The sequence below is a fragment of the Microcoleus pseudofavosus SVA1_A4 genome (assembly GCF_036700565.1).
Lineage (GTDB): Bacteria > Cyanobacteriota > Cyanobacteriia > Cyanobacteriales > Microcoleaceae > Microcoleus.
In genome coordinates this window covers 35,940-56,819 of the sequence record NZ_JAUBPE010000025.1, presented here as the reverse complement: position 1 = coordinate 56,819, position 20,880 = coordinate 35,940, and the positions used below count along the sequence as shown (strand labels likewise).

At 46.6% G+C, this 20,880-nt stretch carries 21 protein-coding genes; 10 read left to right on the top strand and 11 right to left on the bottom strand.

Annotated features, from left to right (window positions below; all coding sequences use genetic code 11):
* Window positions 1–58: 58 nt before the first annotated feature.
* The 5 genes from folE to QUA02_RS13050 form a co-directional block, all read right to left on the bottom strand.
* Window positions 59–793 carry a GTP cyclohydrolase I FolE gene (gene folE, locus QUA02_RS13070; RefSeq protein WP_333028287.1) on the bottom strand — a complete coding sequence of 245 codons (735 nt, stop codon included), beginning with the start codon at window positions 791–793 and terminating at the stop codon, window positions 59–61.
* Between the two features lie 117 nt (window positions 794–910).
* Complete coding sequence (locus QUA02_RS13065) at window positions 911–1,636, bottom strand: SDR family oxidoreductase (RefSeq protein WP_333028286.1); 726 nt, start codon at window positions 1,634–1,636, stop codon at window positions 911–913.
* 243 nt (window positions 1,637–1,879) lie between these two features.
* On the bottom strand, window positions 1,880–2,860 hold the full coding sequence (gene accA, locus QUA02_RS13060) for an acetyl-CoA carboxylase carboxyl transferase subunit alpha (RefSeq protein WP_333028284.1): 981 nt from the start codon (window positions 2,858–2,860) through the stop codon (window positions 1,880–1,882).
* 279 nt (window positions 2,861–3,139) lie between these two features.
* Window positions 3,140–4,165 (bottom strand): long-chain acyl-[acyl-carrier-protein] reductase, encoded by a 1,026-nt coding sequence (locus tag QUA02_RS13055; RefSeq protein WP_333028282.1) that lies wholly within the window; start codon window positions 4,163–4,165, stop codon window positions 3,140–3,142.
* 149 nt (window positions 4,166–4,314) lie between these two features.
* Window positions 4,315–5,007 carry an aldehyde oxygenase (deformylating) gene (locus QUA02_RS13050; RefSeq protein ID WP_333028281.1) on the bottom strand — a complete coding sequence of 231 codons (693 nt, stop codon included), beginning with the start codon at window positions 5,005–5,007 and terminating at the stop codon, window positions 4,315–4,317.
* Between the two features lie 64 nt (window positions 5,008–5,071).
* Here QUA02_RS13050 and QUA02_RS13045 point away from each other — a divergent pair, with 64 nt between their 5' ends.
* From QUA02_RS13045 to QUA02_RS13035, 3 genes are all read left to right on the top strand, one after another.
* The gene (locus tag QUA02_RS13045) at window positions 5,072–5,269 is read left to right on the top strand and encodes a hypothetical protein (protein WP_333028280.1); all 198 of its coding nucleotides are present in this window, start codon (window positions 5,072–5,074) and stop codon (window positions 5,267–5,269) included.
* Between the two features lie 236 nt (window positions 5,270–5,505).
* The gene (locus tag QUA02_RS13040; RefSeq protein ID WP_333028278.1) at window positions 5,506–6,324 is read left to right on the top strand and encodes a carbohydrate ABC transporter permease; all 819 of its coding nucleotides are present in this window, start codon (window positions 5,506–5,508) and stop codon (window positions 6,322–6,324) included.
* Between the two features lie 343 nt (window positions 6,325–6,667).
* A complete protein-coding gene (locus tag QUA02_RS13035; protein ID WP_333028277.1) occupies window positions 6,668–6,916 on the top strand; it encodes a transporter suffix domain-containing protein in 249 nt (82 codons plus the stop codon).
* Window positions 6,917–6,975: 59 nt separating this feature from the next.
* Here the strand turns inward: QUA02_RS13035 and QUA02_RS13030 are convergent, their stop codons facing one another.
* On the bottom strand, window positions 6,976–8,004 hold the full coding sequence (locus tag QUA02_RS13030) for a hypothetical protein (RefSeq protein WP_333028276.1): 1,029 nt from the start codon (window positions 8,002–8,004) through the stop codon (window positions 6,976–6,978).
* A 349-nt stretch (window positions 8,005–8,353) separates the two neighbouring features.
* On the opposite strand from QUA02_RS13030, the gene QUA02_RS13025 reads away from it, so the two are divergent.
* From QUA02_RS13025 to QUA02_RS12995, 7 genes are all read left to right on the top strand, one after another.
* Window positions 8,354–8,770: a XisH family protein gene (locus tag QUA02_RS13025; RefSeq protein ID WP_333028274.1), complete on the top strand. Its 417-nt coding sequence runs from the start codon at window positions 8,354–8,356 to the stop codon at window positions 8,768–8,770.
* The gene (locus QUA02_RS13020; protein ID WP_333028272.1) at window positions 8,758–9,111 is read left to right on the top strand and encodes a XisI protein; all 354 of its coding nucleotides are present in this window, start codon (window positions 8,758–8,760) and stop codon (window positions 9,109–9,111) included. Before QUA02_RS13025 ends, QUA02_RS13020 begins: the two co-directional genes overlap by 13 nt.
* Window positions 9,104–9,295, top strand: a complete 192-nt coding sequence (locus tag QUA02_RS13015) for a hypothetical protein (RefSeq protein ID WP_333028270.1) — start codon at window positions 9,104–9,106, stop codon at window positions 9,293–9,295. The genes QUA02_RS13020 and QUA02_RS13015 overlap by 8 nt, the downstream gene beginning before the upstream one ends.
* Window positions 9,246–9,539, top strand: coding sequence for a DUF433 domain-containing protein (locus QUA02_RS13010; RefSeq protein ID WP_333028269.1), 294 nt, complete (start codon window positions 9,246–9,248; stop codon window positions 9,537–9,539). The genes QUA02_RS13015 and QUA02_RS13010 overlap by 50 nt, the downstream gene beginning before the upstream one ends.
* 203 nt (window positions 9,540–9,742) lie before the next feature.
* Complete coding sequence (locus QUA02_RS13005) at window positions 9,743–11,611, top strand: pentapeptide repeat-containing protein (RefSeq protein ID WP_333028268.1); 1,869 nt, start codon at window positions 9,743–9,745, stop codon at window positions 11,609–11,611.
* A gap of 57 nt (window positions 11,612–11,668) precedes the next feature.
* Window positions 11,669–12,205 (top strand): hypothetical protein, encoded by a 537-nt coding sequence (locus QUA02_RS13000; RefSeq protein WP_333028266.1) that lies wholly within the window; start codon window positions 11,669–11,671, stop codon window positions 12,203–12,205.
* A 25-nt stretch (window positions 12,206–12,230) separates the two neighbouring features.
* Window positions 12,231–12,872: a hypothetical protein gene (locus QUA02_RS12995; protein ID WP_333028264.1), complete on the top strand. Its 642-nt coding sequence runs from the start codon at window positions 12,231–12,233 to the stop codon at window positions 12,870–12,872.
* A gap of 237 nt (window positions 12,873–13,109) precedes the next feature.
* On the opposite strand, the gene QUA02_RS12990 is transcribed toward QUA02_RS12995, so the two are convergent.
* The 5 genes from QUA02_RS12990 to QUA02_RS12970 all read right to left on the bottom strand — a co-directional run bounded on the left by QUA02_RS12990 (window position 13,110) and on the right by QUA02_RS12970 (window position 20,579).
* Window positions 13,110–13,379 (bottom strand): hypothetical protein, encoded by a 270-nt coding sequence (locus QUA02_RS12990; protein ID WP_333028263.1) that lies wholly within the window; start codon window positions 13,377–13,379, stop codon window positions 13,110–13,112.
* A 418-nt stretch (window positions 13,380–13,797) separates the two neighbouring features.
* On the bottom strand, window positions 13,798–17,001 hold the full coding sequence (locus QUA02_RS12985) for an efflux RND transporter permease subunit (RefSeq protein WP_333028262.1): 3,204 nt from the start codon (window positions 16,999–17,001) through the stop codon (window positions 13,798–13,800).
* A 205-nt stretch (window positions 17,002–17,206) separates the two neighbouring features.
* Window positions 17,207–18,991: an efflux RND transporter periplasmic adaptor subunit gene (locus QUA02_RS12980; RefSeq protein ID WP_333028261.1), complete on the bottom strand. Its 1,785-nt coding sequence runs from the start codon at window positions 18,989–18,991 to the stop codon at window positions 17,207–17,209.
* A 275-nt stretch (window positions 18,992–19,266) separates the two neighbouring features.
* Window positions 19,267–19,869 carry a PadR family transcriptional regulator gene (locus tag QUA02_RS12975; protein ID WP_333028259.1) on the bottom strand — a complete coding sequence of 201 codons (603 nt, stop codon included), beginning with the start codon at window positions 19,867–19,869 and terminating at the stop codon, window positions 19,267–19,269.
* 197 nt (window positions 19,870–20,066) lie between these two features.
* On the bottom strand, window positions 20,067–20,579 hold the full coding sequence (locus QUA02_RS12970) for a DUF4112 domain-containing protein (protein WP_333028257.1): 513 nt from the start codon (window positions 20,577–20,579) through the stop codon (window positions 20,067–20,069).
* Window positions 20,580–20,880: the final 301 nt, after the last annotated feature.

The following is a 20,880-nucleotide window of genomic DNA, read 5'->3' as shown; positions in this document are numbered from 1 at the left end:
AATTACTGTTAACTGCCAACTGCCAACTGCCAACTGTCAACTGTCAACTGTCAACTGATTAAAAGAATGCGGGTTGGTGGCGGATCAAATTCAAGAATTCTTCGCGAGTTTTCTGTTCCTCTTGAAACACGCCCAACATGGCACTCGTAACCGTCCAAGAACCGGGTTTTTGCACGCCCCGCATCGTCATGCACATATGGCTGGCTTCCATTACTACAGCCACTCCCTGCGGTTCCAATATTGTCTCAACTGCTTCGGCAATTTGGCGCGTCAAACGTTCTTGCACCTGCAACCGGCGGCTGTACATCTCGGCAATTCTGGCTAATTTGCTCAGTCCCACTACTTTTTGGTTGGGAATGTAAGCGATGTGAACTCGGCCCATAAACGGCAGCATATGGTGTTCGCACATACTGAATACGCTGATGTCTCGCACCAGTACCATTTCGTTGTGACCTTCGTCAAAGATAGCGCCGTTGAGGAGTTCTTCGAGGGATTGACTGTAGCCGCTGGTGAGAAACCGCATTGCTTCTGCTACCCGCTTCGGGGTTTTGAGCAATCCTTCGCGTTCGGGGTCTTCTCCTATTCCCAGCAGCATTGTCCGAACGGCGGCCATCATTTCTTCCTGGCCTACTTCTGAGGGTACGGGTACGTTGGATTCTTGACCGTTCGAGGAATTGCGATCGGGTCGAGTGGGGATGCGCGGGGAGTTGTTATCTGCGGTTTCTGAAAGTTTCATGCTGTCAGTCGAGAGTGAGTTCGAGCCATTGGAACCGGTGGAAGATGCAATTGTCATAAGAAGTTGGTGTGAGGGTCGATCGATTTTGAATTTTGGATTTTGGATTTTGGATTGGGGATGGAGTTTCAAAGATTGTTAAATTCCGAGACAAACTCAGATTTAACAATCTCAAGTTCACAAAACTCCTGCGTTGGACATGAGGGTGATTTCTTCAATTACTGCACTTGCTGGCAACTGAACTGCGTGCAGAATTGATTGGGCGACGATTTCTGGGGTTAACATGGCGCTGCGATCGAAGTCGGATTGCACGGTGTTTGTGTCCCACATGGGAGTGTTGACAGAACCCGGACAGATTGCTGTTACGCGAATTCCGCGAGCCCGTTCTTCGGCAGCTAAGGTTTTAGACAAAGCCATGAGACCGAATTTGCTGACGCAGTAGGGTCCCCAGTTGGGGAAGGTTTGGATGCCGGCGATCGAGGAAACGTTGATGATGATTCCCGATCCGCGATCGCGCATGGACGGCAAAACTCCTAGAATGCACTGCCAAACGCTAGTAAGATTGAGGTCTAGAACGCTCTGCCAGTCGGCTAGGGGCGTTTCGGTCAAGGAGCCGGTGTAGCCCATACCAGCGCTGTTGACCAGGATATCTATGGGGCCGCATTGAGCTGCGATCGCGCTGATGCTGCTTTGCACTTGCTCAATTCTTGCCAAGTCTAAGGGATAAGCTTCTGCTTTCACTCCGACTTCTCGGGCTGCTGCGGCAACGGCTTCTAAGTTTTCTGACTCTCGGCTAACTAAGGCCAGATTTATGCCCTCGGCGGCGAACGCTAGAGCCGTCGCTTTGCCAATACCGCTGCTGGCTCCGGTTATCAGAGCCTGCTTTGTTGTGGGATGGTTCATTCAGTGTCCTAATACTTTCGCTCGGCAACTCCCTAAAGCGTTGCAGCCTTCTGAGGCAAATTAGAAAGCTGGCTGCTGCGGGAGATAGCAGTTAATTATGAGATCAACATTAAGAACTGTTAAGCCGGTGTCACCTGAGAAATTATAACACTGCTGACTGATCCGCAGAATAATGAGCTGTGAGTTATGAGTTTACAGTTAAGAGATTTTTAACTCATAACTGATAACTCTGAATCGATCGGCTCAAGCAGGAATTTCAGTGAATACACCGATGTCGCGAAACTTTTGATACCGCATCTGGCGCCGCTGCTGACCAGTAAGCTGTGTCAGTTCTGCTAAGTTTTCCAACAAAGCTTGTTTGAGTATGGACGCAGCTTTGAGGGGATTCGAGTGAGCGCCGCCGATCGGCTCTGGTACTATTTGATCGAGAACGCCGAGGTTTTTCAAATCCCAGGAAGTGATTTTAAGGGCTTCTGCGGCCAAGTTAGCTTTCCCAGAGTCTTTCCAGAGAATGGCCGCACAAGCTTCGGGAGTGGCGACGGTGTAGACGGAATGTTCCAGCATCAACAGCCGCTCGCCGACACCGATACCCAATGCGCCGCCGGAACCGCCTTCGCCGATGACGGTGCAAATAATGGGAACGTCGAGGCGAAACATTTCTCGGAGGTTACAGGCGATCGCCTCTCCCTGTCCTAGCTGTTCGGCTTCTAAGCCCGCCCAAGCTCCCGGAGTGTCGATAAAGGTGAAAATTGGCATGGAGAAGCGATCGGCGTGTTCCATCAACCGCAGGGCTTTGCGGTAGCCGCCGGGAGCAGCCATGCCGAAGTTGCGGGCGATATTGTCTTTAGTGTCGCGCCCTTTTTGATGGCCGATGATGACTGTGGGACGCCCGTCTATGCGGGCAATTCCGCCGACGAGGGCCGGGTCGTCTCCGCCGCGCCGATCGCCGTGAAGCTCGATCCACTCGTCGCTAATTGCCTGAATGTAATCGAGCGTACTGGGGCGGCGCGGGTGACGGGCTAGTTGCAGACGCTGCATGGGGGACAAGCTGCTGAAAATTTCTTGTCGCAGTTGGGCAGAGCGAGCTTCGAGTTTGCGAATTTCGTCGGTGACATCAACGCTGTTTTCTTGGGCGAGTTCGCGGATCTGGTGAATTCGGGTTTCTAGTTCCGCCAGCGGCTTTTCAAAATCTAGGAGTAGTGGTTTGCGGTCTGGGTTTGCCACGCTGATAATTTCTATAGGGTTTTAAGGTTTTGTCGATCGGCACTTGGACGATCCTACCCTGTCAGGGGATGGTAAAAAAGACGGGAAAATTGGAAACTTTGAATTATGAATTATGCTTTGCTTCATACGGCGCTGGAAAACCAGGAGCTGGAGCTTCCTTTCAATTTTAAATATAATAGGTTAATCCGCATCCCTTCCGTCTGAATTCCCCCAACAGTCAACAGCCAACAGCCAACAGCCAACAATCAACTGTCAACTGTCAACTGTTAACTGTTAACATCAAACTGACATTAATAAAGGTCGGAAACCGTGTTTGACAGAAATATGACCGATTTGCTCCATCTTTTCCACAGTAATTTGATTCCGTCCCCAAGAAAAATTGGTATACAATTTTTCAAATTCCAACAGCATTGATTCGGCAAAACAGGCAAACAATTGCCTGCCCGGCACATCCATATTGACAATCTTCATAATTTTCCACTCAATATCGAGGGAATGCTCCACAATGCCGCCATTGAGTACGTAAATTTCGGGATGCTGAACCTGAGTTGCCAAATTTTTCGGATAGCCACCGTCAATCAATAAACAGGGTTGCTTCAATGTCTTGGGGTTAATTTCTACTCCCTTTGGCATACTGGCTACCCAGACTACAATATCCGCTTGGGGCAGGGCTTCTTCCAAATCCATGATTTTGCCTCGCCCCAATTCCGATTGCAAATCTTGCAATCGTTCTTTGTCGCGGGCAATCAGCAACAATTCTGCTACATTTGTTTTAACATTGAGCCAGCGACACACAGCACTGCCAATATCGCCAGTAGCACCGCAAACCGCTACAGTGGCTTTTGAAAGTTCAATCCCCAATTTGGGGGCTGCTTGTTCTACTTGGCGGCAGAGGATGTAAGCCGTGTGGGTGTTGCCAGTTGTGAAGCGCTCGAACTCCAACTTGAGATTGCGAATTTGCTTAATTTGCTGCAAGTTGAAAGTCTCAAAAATGATCGAAGAAAAGCCGCCTAAAGCAGTGATGTTAATCCCGTTTTTTTGAGCGTGTGCCATCGCATTAAGGATTTTGCGAGTGGCTGCTTTAATCCGGCGAGTGGCTAGCATTTCCGGCAGAAAACAGGACTCCACATAGCGGCCTTCTATTTTTTGTCCAGTGATGCTTGTTACCGTGATATGATCAACTATTTGGGGCGGTGCGCTGCACCAAAAATCGAGACCTTGATCGGCATATTCTGGATAGCCCAGCTCGTTAGCTACTGATTGGGCGTGTTCTAAGCTGGTTAAGTGACCGATTAGACCAAACATTAAGTTGTCAAATGAAGGAAGTTTGAAGATTGAAGATGAAAGATGGAAGAGGGAAGATGGGAAGATTAAAAATTTATATTTTAAAATGAGCTATCCCATTTTTAATTTTTAAATTTTAATTGTTTTCCCATTCCTTATTTCCTAATTAACTAGGCTGCGAGGCCTTGTGCTGACATCCGCATGATATCGCGGTTGTTAAAGCCTATGTTGCCTAGGGCTTCGCCGTAGGCAATCATAAAGTCTTCGATTAAAGCGTCTTTTTCCATTCCCAAGACGCGGGCATCGTCTGCGACAGCGTTGAGCAATCTCCAGATGATGGGCAGGTTTTGGCGGTTGGCGGCTTCGAGTTCGGCTTTGGATTCCTCAAAGTGAGCTTGCAGCCAGACTTCCCCAAAATTGAGGTGGCTGTATTCTTCTTTGACGACGCCTTCGGTGATTTTGCGGGCAAAGTCATCGGCGACGGGGATGTAGATGTTGTACGCTGCGATCGCAAAACACTCGATAATTAGCGATTGAATCAACAAGCAAGTTACAATCTGACCTTGGGCCGCGGCCGTCTGGAAGTTTTTGTGCAATTCCGAAAAGAACTGCTTGGCAAATGCCATGTCCGGCGTGACTTTAAGATTCCGGCCACAAGCTTGGAAGCCTTTCATGTGGCGGTTCTCCATCTTGGACAAGCCAATTAACTCTGCTTTTTTGTCCGCCAACAGTTCGGCCAGTGTCAGGTAATTATCGTGAGCTTCTTGTTCGCCTTCAATAACAATGGCGTTGATGCGGCTGTAAGCATCTTTGTAAGTTTCGGTTTGAAAGTCAATTGTTGGGCTGGCCTCAAGCTGGGGCATAGATATGTAGTCTCCTTATATAAGCTTGCGGGATGTTTGGAAACCCCTTTAAAATGGGGGGTCAGTGACAGTACACTTTACCTATTTTGAACGCACCCCATCTAAATCACAGATTATAGCTGAGGATTCTTTCGACAAAGAACTTTTCTTTGACGCTCCGGGAAAAACTGGCGTCCTCAGCGTGTTTGGCGGACTTTTGCCGTCGAACACTCCAGAAAGACTATCGCTAGAATGCTATCTATTTACTAATTACTTGAATTAGTCGTTAGTCGATCTTTTGCCCGGAAATAGATGATAGAAATACGGTCTCTGTCTCCACCTTTCAGGGTTTTACAGTACCAACTCTATCTATAACATTATATCCTAATCACAACTTCCTCCCTAGGTACTCCTTACTTTCCCTCTAGGACATATTATGTTGTTGTATGGGAATCCTCTGGGAGGCGATCGGGTTGGAGAACCTCACAGGCTTATTATTTTAGGTTAATTCACAAATTTATGGGTAAATCCTTTGACAGGTCTCAATCGCTGGAACTGCTGAGTTTTATTTTGTTGCTGGCGGGGGCTGGGCTGGTGCTGCTGCCGCTGGCTGCTGTATTTTTGGTTTCGCTATCACCATCTGGTGTCGGTGTCAAGGCCACAGGCCTGACTTTGGCGAATTATCAGGAGGCTTGGCGGCGGGGCAATTTTTTGTTGGCATTCCTTAATTCTACTCTAGTGGCGATCGCAGTGACGGGTTTTCAGGTTGTGACTTCTGCTTTGGCCGGTTATGCTTTGGCCAGGCTGAAGTTTCGGGGGCGACAGGCCTTAGTTTTGGGGGTTTTGGCGACGCTGGTAATTCCGTTTCAGCTTTTAGTGATTCCCATTTTCTTGGTTTTGAAGTGGGGCCATCTGCTGAATACTTACGGGGCGCTGATTTTACCTACGGCGGCTAACGGTTTTGGGATTTTTCTGCTGCGCCAGTATTTTATGACTGTTCCGGTGGAGTTGGAGGAGGCGGCAATGCTGGACGGGGCTAACCGCTGGCAGGTTTTGTGGCAGGTGATGTTACCTTTGGCCCGCCCTGCTTTGGTGACGCTGTTTTTGTTTACGTTTATCGGGGAGTGGAATGATTTGTTTAAGCCGCTGGTGTTTACGACGCGGCCCGAGTTGCGGACTGTGCAGTTGGTTTTGGCGGAATTTCAGGAACAGTTTACTAGCAGTTGGCAGTTGTTGATGGCGGCGGTGGTAATTGGAACAGTGCCGGTGGTGTTGCTGTTTTTGGCCGGTCAGCGGCAGTTTATACGGGGGATTGCGGCGACGGGGATTAAGAATTGAGTGGGAAATGCTTCGCAATTAAGTTTGTAGTCATTTGTTGAACCATTCTCAAGAATATGCAAGATGCCTATTCCACAAATACTAAATATTCTTGTGTAACAGGCATCTTGCCTGTTGCTGAAATTGGTTCCAGATGTGAGTTTGTAGTCACTGGGCGATTGAAATCGCTACTATAGCAATCCTAAATCATTTGTGAATTTCTTACTCCCTCCCCGCGGGTTCGGGGAAAGTTGGGGTGGGGTAAAACATTTACGACTCCTGCAAGGATTGCTATATACAAACGAAGTTTACTTTAAGTGGACTAAGATATAAAGGGGATATTAAAGCTGTATTATGTGAATCTATGCAGAAGCTCGGTTTGTTTTTATTTATCGTATCTTTTGTACCGTGGTTAGCAATCTTGTTTGTTGTGCCCTTCCTGCCGCTGGATATTACCCAAAAAACTACTTTATCTGTCGTTTTGGCTGTTGGGGCAGAAGTTTGTTTTTGGATTAGCGTAGTGCTGTTGGGGAAAGAAGTAGTTACCAAATATCGGCGTTATTTGCATCCCCGCTATCTTTGGAAAAAAATCAGAAATTTTAACCGCAGATGAACAGGGTTCGACGCAGATAGTGAGCCTGGATGTTGGCGTTTATCTGCGGTCAATGTTGGCTATTCGCTAAAAATTTGCAAGCGAATAGAGCGTTCTCCGTCTCCGAAATCCACTTCAATCTTTTCTCCCGAAAGACTGTCCAAGCATCCCAAAAGCAACCGCAAATTGGGTGTGCTTGCTCCTGTATCCACGTACAATCTATCTGCCAAACTGCCTAAACGCTTCCAAATTGTGTAGAGTTTGACTACTGTTTGTTCTAGCTGTGCGGCTTGTTTTACAACGTCGGCGGTGGTTCCCAAACAGCCTACTCGCAAAGATTCTTCTAAGGCCATTTCCATGTCTAAGTGAGACTGATTGAGAGCTTGCACTTGGGCGGCGGCGTCGAGATATTTTGATAAATTCTTGGCGTCGGAAGTTAGCTGTTTTACGGTATCTACGTCGGGATTTTCTGCTACTTCTTTTTGAATTTCGCTTTGGTGAGATGGGGATAGTTTCTCCATTTCTTTGACTAAAGGAGCGAGATAGCGGGAAGGTAGAGAACCGGTAGATGCTTTTTCTTTGACTTCTTCGGGCAATAAATCTGAGTTCATTGCCATCCATTCGTCGGAGAGTTGTTTGACTTCGCGGCGGGTGATGCGATCGCCATTTGCTGCTGCATCTGTTACCATTTGCTGGACTTCTGGAGATGCTTTGGCCGTTTCGACGAAGGCTCTTTTGCTGAAGTTTCTAATAGAATTTGGGTCTAAATCTCCTTGCTGGATCAGAGTATCGGCACTATTAGCTAATTCTATCAAAGAATAGGCTTGACTTTTGCCAATTTCTCTTTCTTTGAGCCAGTTCAAAAAGCCAGTGCCGCGTCCTTCGCCACCTTTTTTTTCTCTGTCTCTAACTGTTCGGAGAATGCGTCCCCGCCAAATGTCGGTTTGCAAGTCGAAGCGATCGCACACTTTCCAGGCATTGTCAACCTGATTTTCAAAATCAAACTCTGGTATTTGTTCGTCTTCGGGGTCTGGCAATTGGAAATTGATATCGGTAAAGCCGTTGAGGGCTTCTGCAAGTTCTGCGGGATTTAGGGGGACTTCAGCCATTAGGAAAAAATTGTGTAGAGCAACAGCCGGTTTAATTGAGAATTTGCACAACTTAACATTTGAGACGCTACCTGTAGTAGTAAGGCGGGCAATGCTTACCCTACTAATAGAGTGTTTGTGCAAGTCATCTTATTATTGCACGATCGGGGGCGATCGGCGAAAAGATACCCAAAATGACTCCGGGCACGCCCCTGATGGGACTTGATGCGAGTGCTGGCTGTGCGGGGATTGAGTTAAAGTGAATTAGGATATTATAGAATGGGATTACTTACTGTACTCGATCGCCAAGTTTGGGAGTATGCTCGTCAGCCTGACTAGAATTTAAGTAGCTGAAAACTCAAGTTAACTTATGCCTGCTAAAGATATCTACCACAACGAAGTTAAAAATGCCTTACTCAAAGACGGTTGGACAATTACGGCCGATCCATACTTTATTAAATATGAGGATGCCGAGTTATATGCGGATTTAGCAGCAGAAAAGCCGATTGCAGCACAACGTCAGGGACAAAAGATAGTTGTTGAAATTAAGAGCTTTGTTGGGCGATCGCTAATGTATGATTTTCACGGCGCACTCGGTCAATATATGGTCTACAGAAATCTCATTCAACTCACAGAGCCAGAATACAAGCTATATTTAGCAATTGACGATATTGTATACAAAAACTTTTTTCAACGCAAGTCTATACAATTAATTACTAATGAAAATAAGCTTTTGTTAATAGTAGTTGAAATGGAAAAGGAGGAAATCCTGCAATGGATCGACTAAAATACTATCGGAGTACGATCGAAAAAATATTGACTGAATATTATGAACTCGGCGTCAAGGGAGGGATGGCGCTAGATGAATTAGAGACAGACAGCCGCCTTGCATTTGACGAAAAACGAGATCAATATCTGTGGTTTCGCTCTGGGTGGGAGGAAAAAAAACGGATATGCCACATTACGATGTATCTTCGTATTAAAGATGGCAAAATTTGGGTTGAAGAAGATTGGACAGATTTGTGTGTAGTTGATGATTTACTAGCAGCAGGAATTCCTAAGAGCGATATTGTTTTAGGGTTTCACAATCCCTATAAACGGAAATTTACGGAGTTTGCTGTTGGTTGATGCAATAAGTGCGATCGTCCGAGAGGAGAAGCTGCGGGGCGATCGCTCTCTTCTGATGCTAAAATTGACAGCAGTAACTAAATCTGACGCAACAGGATATTTTGGCTGGTTTGAGTTTTTATTAAGAGGTAAGTATGTCAATAAGTGCGATCGACATTGGCACGCTGGTTGTCAGTACGCCTGAAACCTGTGGAGGGCGGCCCCGAATTGCGGGAACCAGAATTTCTATTGCTCAAATTGCCGTTGGGAATAAACAAGGACTGAATGCAGAAGAATTACTCGAAGAGATGCCCTATTTAAATTTGGCACAAGTCTATGCAGCCTTATCTTACTATCACGCTAACCGCAATGAAATTGAGGCATATTTAGCCGGAGAATTAGCTGAATATCAGCGATTAGAAGCCGAACATAGGGCGGGGAATCTTTAATAGGACTTACGCATGGGGGCCCAGAAACCGGGTTTTTTTGCGAAAATACTTCGTTGGAACCCGCAGATTATGTAAAAAACCAGGTTTCTTTGTCGGAGTGCATAAATCCTGTTTAATCAGCCAGATATATTAAAATTTGATCGGGGCATCCCCACCACTAGCATCGCAACAAAAAAATAGCCACTATCTCCCTGTGTAAAGTCATGCCCACAGACTTCTCCGGTAAAAATCTCCGAGGCCGCAATTTCATAGGTCAAGACCTCACAGGTGCAAAATTCATCGGTGCAGACATCCGAGGCGCAAACTTCACCAATGCCATCCTCATAGAAGCTGACTTCACCCGTGCCAAGGCTGGACTCCAACGTCGCCGGACAATTTTTCTAGTAACGATATCGCTATTTCTATCGGTAATATCGGGATTGATGTCAGCTCGTGCTACTTTGTGGATAGCAGATTTTTTCACTCCAGATATGATCAAACAGTACACCATTCGTCCCGGTGTAATTGTCTTGATAGTTTTGGCCATCTTCTTTATAGCTACTATCCGCCGAGGTCTAGGGGCCGCGACAGAGGCAGGGGCAGGGGCAGTGGCAGTGGCAGTGGCAGGGGCAGGGGCAGTGGCAGTGGTAGTGACAGCGGCAGGTGCAGGGGCATTGGCAGCGCAAGGTGCAGTGGCAGTGGCAGGGACAGTGGAAGCGGCAGCGGCAGGGGCAGTGGCAGTGGCAGCGGCAGGGGCGGTGACAGGGGTAGGGGCAGGGGCAGCGGCGGTGGCAGTGGTAGTGGCATCGGCAGTGGCAGCGGCAGTGAGAGTGGGAGTGCCAGGGGCAGCGACAGCGACAGTGGCAATGGCAGGACTAGGTATTTACGTTGCTTGGCGTGCCCTGGCTGGGGATGAGAAACACGCCTTGATTCGGACTGTTGCCATTGCCTTTGCCGCTACAGGTGGCACTAGCTTTCGCAATGCCGATTTAACTGATGCTAATTTCACTGAAGCAACCCTCAAAAGTACAGATTTTAGAACAGCCAATCTCACTCGCACTTGCTTCCACAAAACAGAAAAGCTCGATCGCGCGCGAGTCGGTAAATCGATATTAGCTGATACCCGCATCCGAGAATTACTGGTCACTGGCGAGGGCTACAAAAAATCATATTTCGGTGCGGATCTCCAAGGAGCAAACCTGACAGGCGTTAATCTCAACGAGGCTAATCTCAAGCAGGCTAATCTCAGCGAAGCAACTTTGCATCAAGCTAATTTGGAATTCGCAAACCTGACTGAAACTCAAGCCTTGGCAACAGATTTTACAGCAGCTTGTTTTACAGGTGCTTGTTTGGAAGGTTGGAACATTGACCCTAATACAAAGCTCGATCGCGTTGACTGTCGGTTTGTTTATCTTCTAGAATATCCCCAACCGGGAACTGACGATCGCGATCGCCGCCCTCACCACATCAGTAAATGTTTTGAACCGGGGGATTTCGAGAAACTGTATAAAAAGATTATGGAAACCGTGCAAATCCTGCTCAAAAATGGGATTAACCCAGAAGCTTTTACCGTCGCTTTTCAGAAGTTAATGCGGGAATTTCCAGATATTACACGGGATTCAATTCAAGTATTTGAGAAAAAAGGAGATGATGTTTTACTGACTTTCAATGTTCCCAAAGGAACTGATAAAGGAAAATTTGAGCAAACTTGGGATGAAGGTTATCAAGCAGGGCTGCAAGCTCAAAGTCAAGCCGAGAAATTAAAATATAAAGATGAAATTATTGCAATTCACAAAGATAATTATGAAGAATTAATGAAAAGAGTATTTAGTAAAGATTTCGTAAATCCTTCAACTGTGGCTCAGCCATCTGGCCCTACAATTAACATTCATGCTCAATCTACGGCAGAGAATAAAGTCGCAAGCGACAACATCGACCAAAGTCGCAAAGCTGAAATTACAGGAGAAACGGTTAACGCTACCGGTGCGGGTTCGTTAAGTTTAGGAGATAATGGCGGTACAACAGCCAACTCGATCGAGCAGTTGCCTGATTCAGCCGTTAGCCCAGCCCTCGAAGAGGATCGTCCTTCCTGACAAAGTGAGTAATGCTATAATTTTAGTCAAACTCTGGTAACAGCGGAAATCAAAGCTATGAGTGTATCAGTAGGTTCAGAAAAACCGGAATTTAAAGAATTACTGCTGCAATTGCAAGCTGCGATTGCGAATGAAAACACACAATTGTCAATCCAGAGTATAGAAAATCCTGAACAGGGAGTAATTGCGATATTTGTCAATACTCTGACAGAAGATAAGCAAGCTATAATTTATCACGATTTAAAGCAAAACTACGAACTGCTATTAAAGGCTATTGAAGATAAATATCAAGCTGAATTACGGGCCAAAGATTGCGAAATTGCCATGTACCGTCAAGAGATAGCTATTTCCCAAGCCGTTTCTGAAAGTTTAACAGAACTTGAAACCGCTGCTAATCCTAGTGAAGAAGATGAGTCGAGTTCCGAATCAGAGGATGTGGAGTCACTAAGGGCGATCGCCCAAAAATACAAGGCCGAATTAAAATATAAAGATGAGGAAATCGTCTTATATCGCCAGCAAATAGCTGAAATGAGAGAACTAACTGAAACTTTAGCTAAACAACCCATAGAGATTAATATTATTCAGGAGGGATAAGCAAACATAAACTACTAGGCTCACTATGCAAAGTGACGAAAGTCTTACTCGAATTATCCAGGTTTATGAGCAAATCATCAAAAATTTAGAAGCCAAGCACAAATCTGAATTACAAGCTAAAAATAGAGAAATAGAATTTTACCGTCAGAAAAGTTTGGAGCTAAATGAGTTTGTAAAATTGCTGGCTAGGCGGCCTGTTAATGTTACAATTACTAATGAACTTAAATCTACATCAGAGAGTAAAGTTATGAGTGAGCAAATCGATCAAAGTCGTAAAATTGAAATTTCCGGCGGAACTGTTAACGCCAGCGGTGCCGGAGCGTTAAGTTTGGGCGATATCAGCGGCACTGTTGCTAATACAATTAATCAATTATCGGATTCTTCTAAACCTGACAAACCAGGCATCAAAGAATTGTTGACTGAGTTACAAACTGCGATCGAGGCTGAAACTGATTTATCTGATGATGATAAAGCTGAAGCGTTGGAACAGGTAAAAGCCTTGGCCGAAGTAGGGAAAAATCCCCAAGAAAGCACAATGCAAAAGGCCGGGAAAACGGCAATGAAGATTCTGAAAGGGACTATTGCTAGTTTACCTAGTGCGGCGACGTTGGTAGAAGCTTGCAGTAAATTGTTGCCCGCGATCGCAAGTCTCTTACTTTTACCCTAAAATTATTCATAAATTCAGACAGAACTTACACACTTCGACCAAAGAAACCGGGTTTTTTCGCAAATCTGCGCGTTTCAACGAAGTATTCTCGTAAAAAACCCGGTTTCTGACCACCCGCGCACTGGGACTAAAGAAACCGGGTTTTTTACCAAATCTGCGAATCACAACGAAGTATTCTCGCAAAAACCCGGTTTCTGGCCCCATGCGTAAGCCCTAAAAAGGACTTAACCTTGCAGCTTACCGTCCAGATTTTCTCGGCGGTGTACCGTTAGACCGCGAACGACGGATCAGCACGCTCATCACCTGCTTCGGATTAGCTGCGCGCTGTACGGGGCTCCAATCGCCCACTTCTGCAAATCCCAGCCGGTACAAAGTGAGTATGGTTTCCCGGACACCTTTGGGCGAACCGACAACCGTTAACAGCACCACTTCCTGTTCGCATACTGCTGCTGAGTCGTCATTTGGCCGATCGTCCAAGTTGTCGTCAGGCACGAATTCCTGTGACATATTATGTTCTCCTGGTTTTGGGTTTTCTAGAAAAACCCAAAAACCCAGCCGCCCCGCTTTTCAACGCATAGCAGGGCGGCTACAGAGAATGTTAAGATTCTCGGAGCCTCCAGACTGCTCGTACCAGTTTGGCGGTTAGCTGTCCATTGCTGTTAGCGCAGCTTTGGGCAGTGCAACTAGATTTTTGGGCGACGCGGGCTGCCTCCTCTACAAGCAAGCAACCTCTCACTTCAAAGCGTAGCCGCAGATGGGGGCAGCCGTCAATCTATTTTGGATTTTAGATTTTGGATTTTGGATTGAAGAATTGATCCGCGGACTAATCTGGGGACTTTGGGGGTTTTGATGCGGGATTGGCGGGTTTTGGGCGATCGCACCAATGAGACTCACAAAACGAACGATGGTATTTTCCACTTACCAACTACAACGGCGATACTTTATCGCGTTCAATCTCCTCGCGGGGAGTTGTTTTGCCGTTCAAAATTGTGCCATCATCGGGCGGATTTTGCGGGCGATCGCGCTTCGTAAAGCGATCGCGAGCCGAGACAACCACCACATACAGAACCGGCACTATAAACAAACTCAAGACAGTAGAAACAACCATTCCCCCCGCGATCGCATTCCCCAGCGATCGGCGGCTCGCTGCACCCGCACCTTCTGGGTTAACCAGAGGAGCAATACCCAAAATGAAAGCCAGAGAAGTCATCAAAATCGGTCGTAAACGCTCTTGAGAAGCCTCAACTGCCGCCTTAGCAATTGGATATCCCCGCTCCCGCAACTGGTTCGCAAACTCCACGATTAAAATCGCATTTTTACTAGCCAACCCAATCAACATCACCAAACCAATCTGGCAATAAACATCATTCGCCAAACCCCGCAACGACTGAGCTAAAAGTGCACCTAAAATCGCCAGAGGTACCGATAGCAAAATAATGAAAGGATCGACATAATTTTCGTACTGAGCCGCCAAAACCAAGAACACAAAAATCAGCCCCAAACCGAAAATAATCGGTGCTTGACCGCCCGACTCAATTTCTTCTAAAGAAGTCCCAGACCATTCATAGCCAAAACCTGCTGGTAAAACTTGAGCAGAAACCTTTTCCATCGATTTGAGCGCCTGTCCAGAACTCGCTCCCGGAGCAGGAGTACCGTTAATTTCAATCGATCTAAATAAATTGTAGTGATTAACAGTTTGCGCTCCTACCACCGGAGTTAACTTCACCAAATTGCTCAAAGCAATCATTTCATTTTTCCCAGAACGCACATACAATTTCCCAATATCTTCAGGATTAGCACGAAACTGTTTATCTGCCTGGACATACACCCGATAATTGCGCTGCTGGAGATTAAAATCATTCACATACTGCGAACCCAGAGCCGTTTGTAACGTACTGAAAACATCATCAAGAGAAATATCTAAAGCCTTAGCTCGATTGCGGTCAACTTCCACAATTAACTGAGGCGTATTCGCAGCAAACGTACTAAATACCGCTTGCAATCCCGGCGTTTGATTCGCCTGCTTCAAAATGCCACCCATAGCTTGAACCAAAGCATCTAAACCGCTGTTACCTTTGCGGTCTTGCAATTGAAATTGGAAACCTCCAAATTGACCTAAACCTTGAATTGCAGGGGGATTTACAGGGAAAATTCTAGCTTCTGGAATAGCTAAAAACTGGCCGCGTAACTTGCCAATAATCGCTTGTACAGTTTGATCTTCTCCGTGACGTTCATCCCAGGCTTTAAGTGTAGTAAATATAATGCCTTGATTAGAAGTGCTGCCGCTAAAACCAAATCCACCCACTGAAAAAGTCCCGACAACTTCAGGAAGTTTGAGGATTTCTGCTTCTACTTGGTCCATTACTTTCTGAGTGTATTGCAGCGAAACACCTTGGGGCCCTTGAATAATTGTCAGAAAATATCCCTGGTCTTCTTCCGGGATAAATGCTGTGGGGACTGATAAATAAAGCCAAGCTGTTACTCCCAGAGAAGCGATGAACACGAGGGTGACAATAGTCTTAATCCCTGTGAGAAATATTAAGGATTTGCGATATTGCCGCTGTACCCAATCGAGAACTCCATTAAAACGGTCAAACACCCAACCTACCGGGCCCCCAAACTTCTGACCTCGACGCAGTAATATAGCTGAAAGCGAGGGCGTGAGAGTAATAGCAATAAAGGTAGAAAGCAGTACAGAAAAAGCAATTGTCAGCGCAAATTGTTTGTAAAGCGCTCCTGTAGTTCCGGGAAAAAATGCCACGGGCACGAACACTGCCATCAACACTAAAGAAGTCGCAATTACCGCGCTAAAAAGCTCCCGCATAGACTCAAAAGCCGCTTCGCGGGGATTCATACCTTGGCGGATCAGGCGGTCAATATTTTCTACCACAATGATAGCGTCATCCACCACTAATCCCGTCGCTAATGTCAGACCAAACAGAGATAAACTGTTAATAGTAAATCCGAAAACTTTGATAAAGGCAAAAGTCCCAATCAAAGAAATTGGAATTGTGATGGTAGGAATAATAGTTGTGCGCCAGTCTTGCAAGAAAACAAAAATCACTATCACCACTAGCAAGACTGCTTCAAATAGCGTTTTTACTACTTCGGCCATCGACTCTTCTACAAACAAAGTCGTATCCAGCGCAACTCTATGTATCAACCCCGGAGGGAAACCTTTAGCTAGTTTTTCCATTTCTGCTTTGACGGCATGGGCAACATTCAAAGCATTACTTCCTGGCAGTTGGTAAATCCCTAAACCTACTGCATCATTGCCTCGAAATCGCAGAAACGAGTTGTAATTTTCTGCCCCTAGTTCTGCTCTCCCCACCTCTTTTAATTTAACTAACGTTCCGTTGGTCTCTGTTTTGAGGACGATTTCTTCAAATTCTGCTGGTTCTTTCAGGCGACTTTCAGCACGCAAGTCAATTTGATACATTTGCCCCTGTGGAGCAGGTTCTTGGCCCACTCTCCCAGCACCAACTTGCAAGTTTTGTTCGTTGAGAGCCCTAGTTACATCTTGCATGGTGAGACTGCGAGCTGCTAATTTATTTGGATCTATCCATAAACGCATTGCATAGCGTCTTTCCCCAAAAATTCGTACCTCGCCCACACCTTTTACCCGTTTTAAGGCATCTGCTAAATATAGGTCAGCGTAGTTGCTTAAAAATATGGTGTCGTATTCTTTGTTTTCTGTAAATAAACCGATCGCTAATAGGAGACTTGTAGATTGTTTTGTAACTCTAACTCCTGTGCGTTGTACCGCATCTGGTAGTTGTGGTTGAGCAACTGCAACTCGATTTTGAACATCGACGGCGGCGATATCTTTGTTGCGTGACGGGTCAAAGGTAGCTGTAATGGTGCTGGTGCCATCGTTACTACTACTGGAAGTTAGATATTTGAGTCCTTCAACGCCGTTGATTTGCCTTTCTAGGATGTTCGTAACAGCATTTTCGACAATTTCAGCACTCGCCCCGCTATAGTTAGCAGTTACGCTAATTTGGGTAGGGCTAATGTCGGGGAAGCGTTCGATAGGCAGGCTCGGAATGCTAATTGCGCCTACCAAAATGATAACTAAGGCGCATACGCTAGCAAAGACTGGTCGTTTAATAAAGAAATCTGCAAACATTATTTGGGTAATGGGTAGTTGTTAGTTGATAATTCGTAATTTCTAATTCCTAATTCCTAATTCCTAATTTGAATTACGTCAAAAATTAAAATTTCTCCTTTTTTAAGAGCTGAGCAATCAAGTAGTTTCACATACATAAGTTACGTAGTTGCGCTTCCGCGCTCTTCTGAGGTAAACTAAGAGCGCTGAAACGAAACAACATACCTTATTTTTTGCTTTCTACTGGTAATTTTTCCCCGGCTCCTTTCCCTTCCTCTTGAGCCATAATCGGAGCGCCGTCTGTCAGGTTAAGGAGGCCTGCGGTAACAATTTTTTCCCCGGCTTGCAAACCTTCGATAACTTGATAATTATTCCCCTCAATGGTTCCCAATTTCACTGGCTTTTGTCGGGCTACTAAAGGAGGCATTCCAGGTTTTGGCTGTTCCGGCTTTTGAGCTGTGAAGACAAAAGTTTGCCCACCTAAACGAGTTACTGCTGTGACTGGAACTAAAATTCCGGGGTTCTGTTTCCAGATGACTTTAGCTTTTACAAACTGGAGATTAAGCAGTTCGCCGCTCGGGTTGGGAAAGGTGGCTTTAGCTAAAATTGTTTGGGAATTGGCGCTGACGTTCGGGGAGATAAAACTGATTTGACCGATCGCGATCGCTTTGCCTTGAGCGTCGAGCATTTGTACTGGCAGCCCTAAGCGTAATTGAGGCTGCCGTTCCAAAGGAATTGATAACCGCAAGTCTAGCAATTGGTTCTCTGTCAGGGTGGCAATGGGGTCGCCTTTTTGCAAGTAATCACCAACTTTCACTGGGATGTCGCCGATGACTCCCGCGAAGGGCGCGATGACAGCAGTTTCTTGGAGTTGTACTTCAAAGCCGCGCACTTGAGCGGCGGCCTCGGCAACTTGCGCTTCAGCTTGATCGAGCTGCTCTTGGCGGGTGCCGTTGGCTAACTGGGCTAATCTGCTCTTGGCTTGTGCGACTTCTGCTTCGGCTTTGGCTATTTCCTCGGGGCGCGAACCGTTTTGCAATTGCCGCAAAGCTTGCCGCTGCTGTTGCAAGGCTGCTGTCCGGCGCTCGATCTCGGCTTGTCTGTTTTTTTGCCGCTGCTGGAACCGCCTTTGAGCTTCTCGGAGGTTGGCTTTGGCGCTGCCTTCTTTTTGGGTGTATTGTTCGAGGGTATTGGCGGATTCTGCGCCTTCTTTTGCTAATGCCTGATATCTGGCAAGCTGCTGGGTGGCTAATTTTGCTTCCGCTGTGCTTGCCTCTATTTGCGCTCTTGCTTGGGCGATGTCTTCTAAGAGGCTACCTGTTTGGGCGTCGGCGAGGTCGGCTTCAGCTTGGCTCACGCGGGCTTGGGCTTGACCAATTTCTTCTGGCCGAGAGCCCGATCGCAGTTGGGCTAGGTTGGCTTGGGCTTGGGCGACTTGGGCTTGAGCTTGGGCGATTTCTTCGGGCCTGGTTCCTGCTTGCAATTCGGCTAAGTGGGATTGAGCGCGGATCAGGTTGGCTTGGGATTGCCTCAAGTCAGCTTGGGCGCTGTCGCTTTTCATGCGGGCGATGGCTTGCCCTTTGTTTATGAAGTCCCCGGATTTGACAAAAATCTCCGTGACTAGCCCATCGATCTCAGGCTTGATTGCAACTGAGCGCTTGGCTTCTAAGCTGCTGACAAATTCCGAGGCATCTTGGACTGAGCTGCTTTCTACGGCTGCGAGCTTGACTGGTATGGCTTTGGGTTGGGCTGCTGCGGCCGGTTGCTGTGCGCGATTATGACTAGATTGCCACGAGTACCAGCCGATACCTGCTGCGCCACAAGCGATCGCGAGCGCGGCAATTAGCGGCCAGCGCGATCGCGGTTTACCAGGCTGGGGGCGATCGACAATAGGCGGAAAATCATCCGGTCGATCGCTGTCTGCACCTGCATCGGTTGGGTGAAGTTCCGGTGTAGCAGATTTTTGCTCTTGGGCTTCAACGACGGATTCTGGGGATTTAGAATAACTCATGGGCAGCACCACTTAGATTTTTTTTAACAACATCTGACTTAGACTTTGGCGGCATCTTCGATCCCCCGGCGTCCCCCTCAAACAAAAGGGAATAAGGACAAGCCCTTTTAAAAGGGATGGAATCTGGAAAGTCCCTTTTTAATGGGGTTGGGGTATGTGCTTGGCTTTAGTCCGATCGCAGTTAGTCAAGCCGGGGGTGATTATTTTTAGGAAAGTTGTTTTTTATCTCTCAAAAGTTACGCTTTCCATGAAAGATTAGACATCCTTCTTATGGCTTACCTGAGTGGGTGAGTTAGAAGGATTTTCCCCTGGGAGTCGCCGGATTCAGGGGAGGTTGGGGAGTCGCGCACTCCTGCGATCGCGCTTTTTTCCTTGGCTAGTTGCTCGGTTAACCACTCTATGTCTGACGCCAGCACTGACTTGCAGCGATCGCGAGAGGCGAATTGATAGTCGTCTGTTAGTGGATATTCGCTCTTGAGGCTTTCGATGTAGTCTTGCCGGGTGTAACACGCTCGCAAGCGGTGTTCCAACAATTTCATCCGTTCTGCCGGTTCTAAGTCGCCAAAAAAGAAAAACTTGATTTGGAACCGGGAACCGCTGTTAACCCAGCTTTCTTGAGGGTGTTCGAGCATTTTTTCCCTCCAGAGTTCGCGCCCTTTGGCGGTAATTCCGTAGATTTTGCGCGGACAGCCCGCATCTCCGGCTTCTTCGGCAATTACCGAAATCTCCCCTCGCTCTTCCAAGCGCTTCAGCAGCGGGTAAATCGCTCCGTAGTTGACGCTGATGCAACTGCTCATAAACAGCTCCAGTTGTTGTTTTAGCCTATAGCCGTGCAGGGGTTGCAACTGTAGCAGCCCAAGCGCTGATAGTTCAAGCATTTATATCAAGTTGATATTATAGTCTGCATTATATCACTATATTATCGGACTCAAGGGCGATGGGGTAAATAGCTAATTTGAAACATTCTTGAGATTTAAATACACATTTAACAGTGTTTGTCAATACCCTTAAGATATATTTTAGGATCGGGAGAGGGCGATCGCTCGATCGGAAAAATTGGGTCTAAAACCCAAAATCAACGTCCTGTAATTACTTGAAATAACCATCCAAAAAGCATCACGCTCAAGAAAATTACACTTCCGACAATTAACATCAAACCCAACAGCAAAGCCGCGACAAATAACCAATCGGCTTTTTTCCCCGGTTCAGGGGAACCTAAATGAGCATCCAGCAATTCTATATTTTTGACATTAGCTTTCCAAGCAACATCCAATAAGTCTCCGGCCACCGGTACCGTGCCGGCAACTGTATCAAATACGATGTTAGCGGCCATTTTTACTAAAGTCTCTTGCGGCACTCCCATTTGAGCGGATTTAAAAACTACATAACCGGCAAAAATTGAACCGACTAAATCGCCGCCGCCCGGTATCAGTCCCAATACTGGATCGAGTCCAATGCGGTATCGCGTGCCGGGAATGGGAATTGCATTGTCTAGTAAATGGCTGATGCGGCGGATTCGCCGCAAGGATGCTACATGAGATGGGCTGGGAGTATTGGGGGAGGAATTTTGTATAGGAGAACGTGACATTTAATTACTCTCGATTGCGATATTATATCGTTTCCGGTAGCATCGGAATGATACCGAGGACACGGCAGTGCCGTGTCCCTACCCCGATTATTGTAGGGACACTCTTGCTCTCGCGGTGTCCTGACTGTGGGTAATATTAATTCCGATGCTACCGGAGTTTATATTACTGCTAGTTTAGGATATTTATTGAAGCATATTCAAGTTTTGTCACTATGCCTCACGCAAGATTTTTATTGATTTTGGTCGATCGCCTTTTGTTTGTTTTTGAATGAACAGAAACCCGGTTTCTGTTCAAAACCGG

Bases quoted from the DNA above. Each gene is read 5' to 3' on its own strand.
- folE (WP_333028287.1), bottom strand. From the start codon at position 793: ATGACAATTGCATCTTCCACCGGTTCCAATGGCTCGAACTCACTCTCG.
- QUA02_RS13000 (WP_333028266.1), top strand. From the start codon at position 11,669: ATGAGTGTATCAGTAGGTTCAGAAAAACCGGAATTTAAAGAATTACTG.
- QUA02_RS12975 (WP_333028259.1), bottom strand. From the start codon at position 19,869: ATGCTTGAACTATCAGCGCTTGGGCTGCTACAGTTGCAACCCCTGCAC.
- QUA02_RS12990 (WP_333028263.1), bottom strand. From the start codon at position 13,379: ATGTCACAGGAATTCGTGCCTGACGACAACTTGGACGATCGGCCAAAT.
- QUA02_RS13010 (WP_333028269.1), top strand. From the start codon at position 9,246: ATGTCAATAAGTGCGATCGACATTGGCACGCTGGTTGTCAGTACGCCT.
- QUA02_RS13020 (WP_333028272.1), top strand. From the start codon at position 8,758: ATGGATCGACTAAAATACTATCGGAGTACGATCGAAAAAATATTGACT.
- QUA02_RS13055 (WP_333028282.1), bottom strand. From the start codon at position 4,165: ATGTTTGGTCTAATCGGTCACTTAACCAGCTTAGAACACGCCCAATCA.
- QUA02_RS12985 (WP_333028262.1), bottom strand. From the start codon at position 17,001: ATGTTTGCAGATTTCTTTATTAAACGACCAGTCTTTGCTAGCGTATGC.
- QUA02_RS13005 (WP_333028268.1), top strand. From the start codon at position 9,743: ATGCCCACAGACTTCTCCGGTAAAAATCTCCGAGGCCGCAATTTCATA.
- QUA02_RS13035 (WP_333028277.1), top strand. From the start codon at position 6,668: ATGCAGAAGCTCGGTTTGTTTTTATTTATCGTATCTTTTGTACCGTGG.
- QUA02_RS13065 (WP_333028286.1), bottom strand. From the start codon at position 1,636: ATGAACCATCCCACAACAAAGCAGGCTCTGATAACCGGAGCCAGCAGC.
- QUA02_RS13030 (WP_333028276.1), bottom strand. From the start codon at position 8,004: ATGGCTGAAGTCCCCCTAAATCCCGCAGAACTTGCAGAAGCCCTCAAC.
- QUA02_RS12980 (WP_333028261.1), bottom strand. From the start codon at position 18,991: ATGAGTTATTCTAAATCCCCAGAATCCGTCGTTGAAGCCCAAGAGCAA.
- QUA02_RS12970 (WP_333028257.1), bottom strand. From the start codon at position 20,579: ATGTCACGTTCTCCTATACAAAATTCCTCCCCCAATACTCCCAGCCCA.
- QUA02_RS12995 (WP_333028264.1), top strand. From the start codon at position 12,231: ATGCAAAGTGACGAAAGTCTTACTCGAATTATCCAGGTTTATGAGCAA.
- QUA02_RS13025 (WP_333028274.1), top strand. From the start codon at position 8,354: ATGCCTGCTAAAGATATCTACCACAACGAAGTTAAAAATGCCTTACTC.
- QUA02_RS13050 (WP_333028281.1), bottom strand. From the start codon at position 5,007: ATGCCCCAGCTTGAGGCCAGCCCAACAATTGACTTTCAAACCGAAACT.
- QUA02_RS13040 (WP_333028278.1), top strand. From the start codon at position 5,506: ATGGGTAAATCCTTTGACAGGTCTCAATCGCTGGAACTGCTGAGTTTT.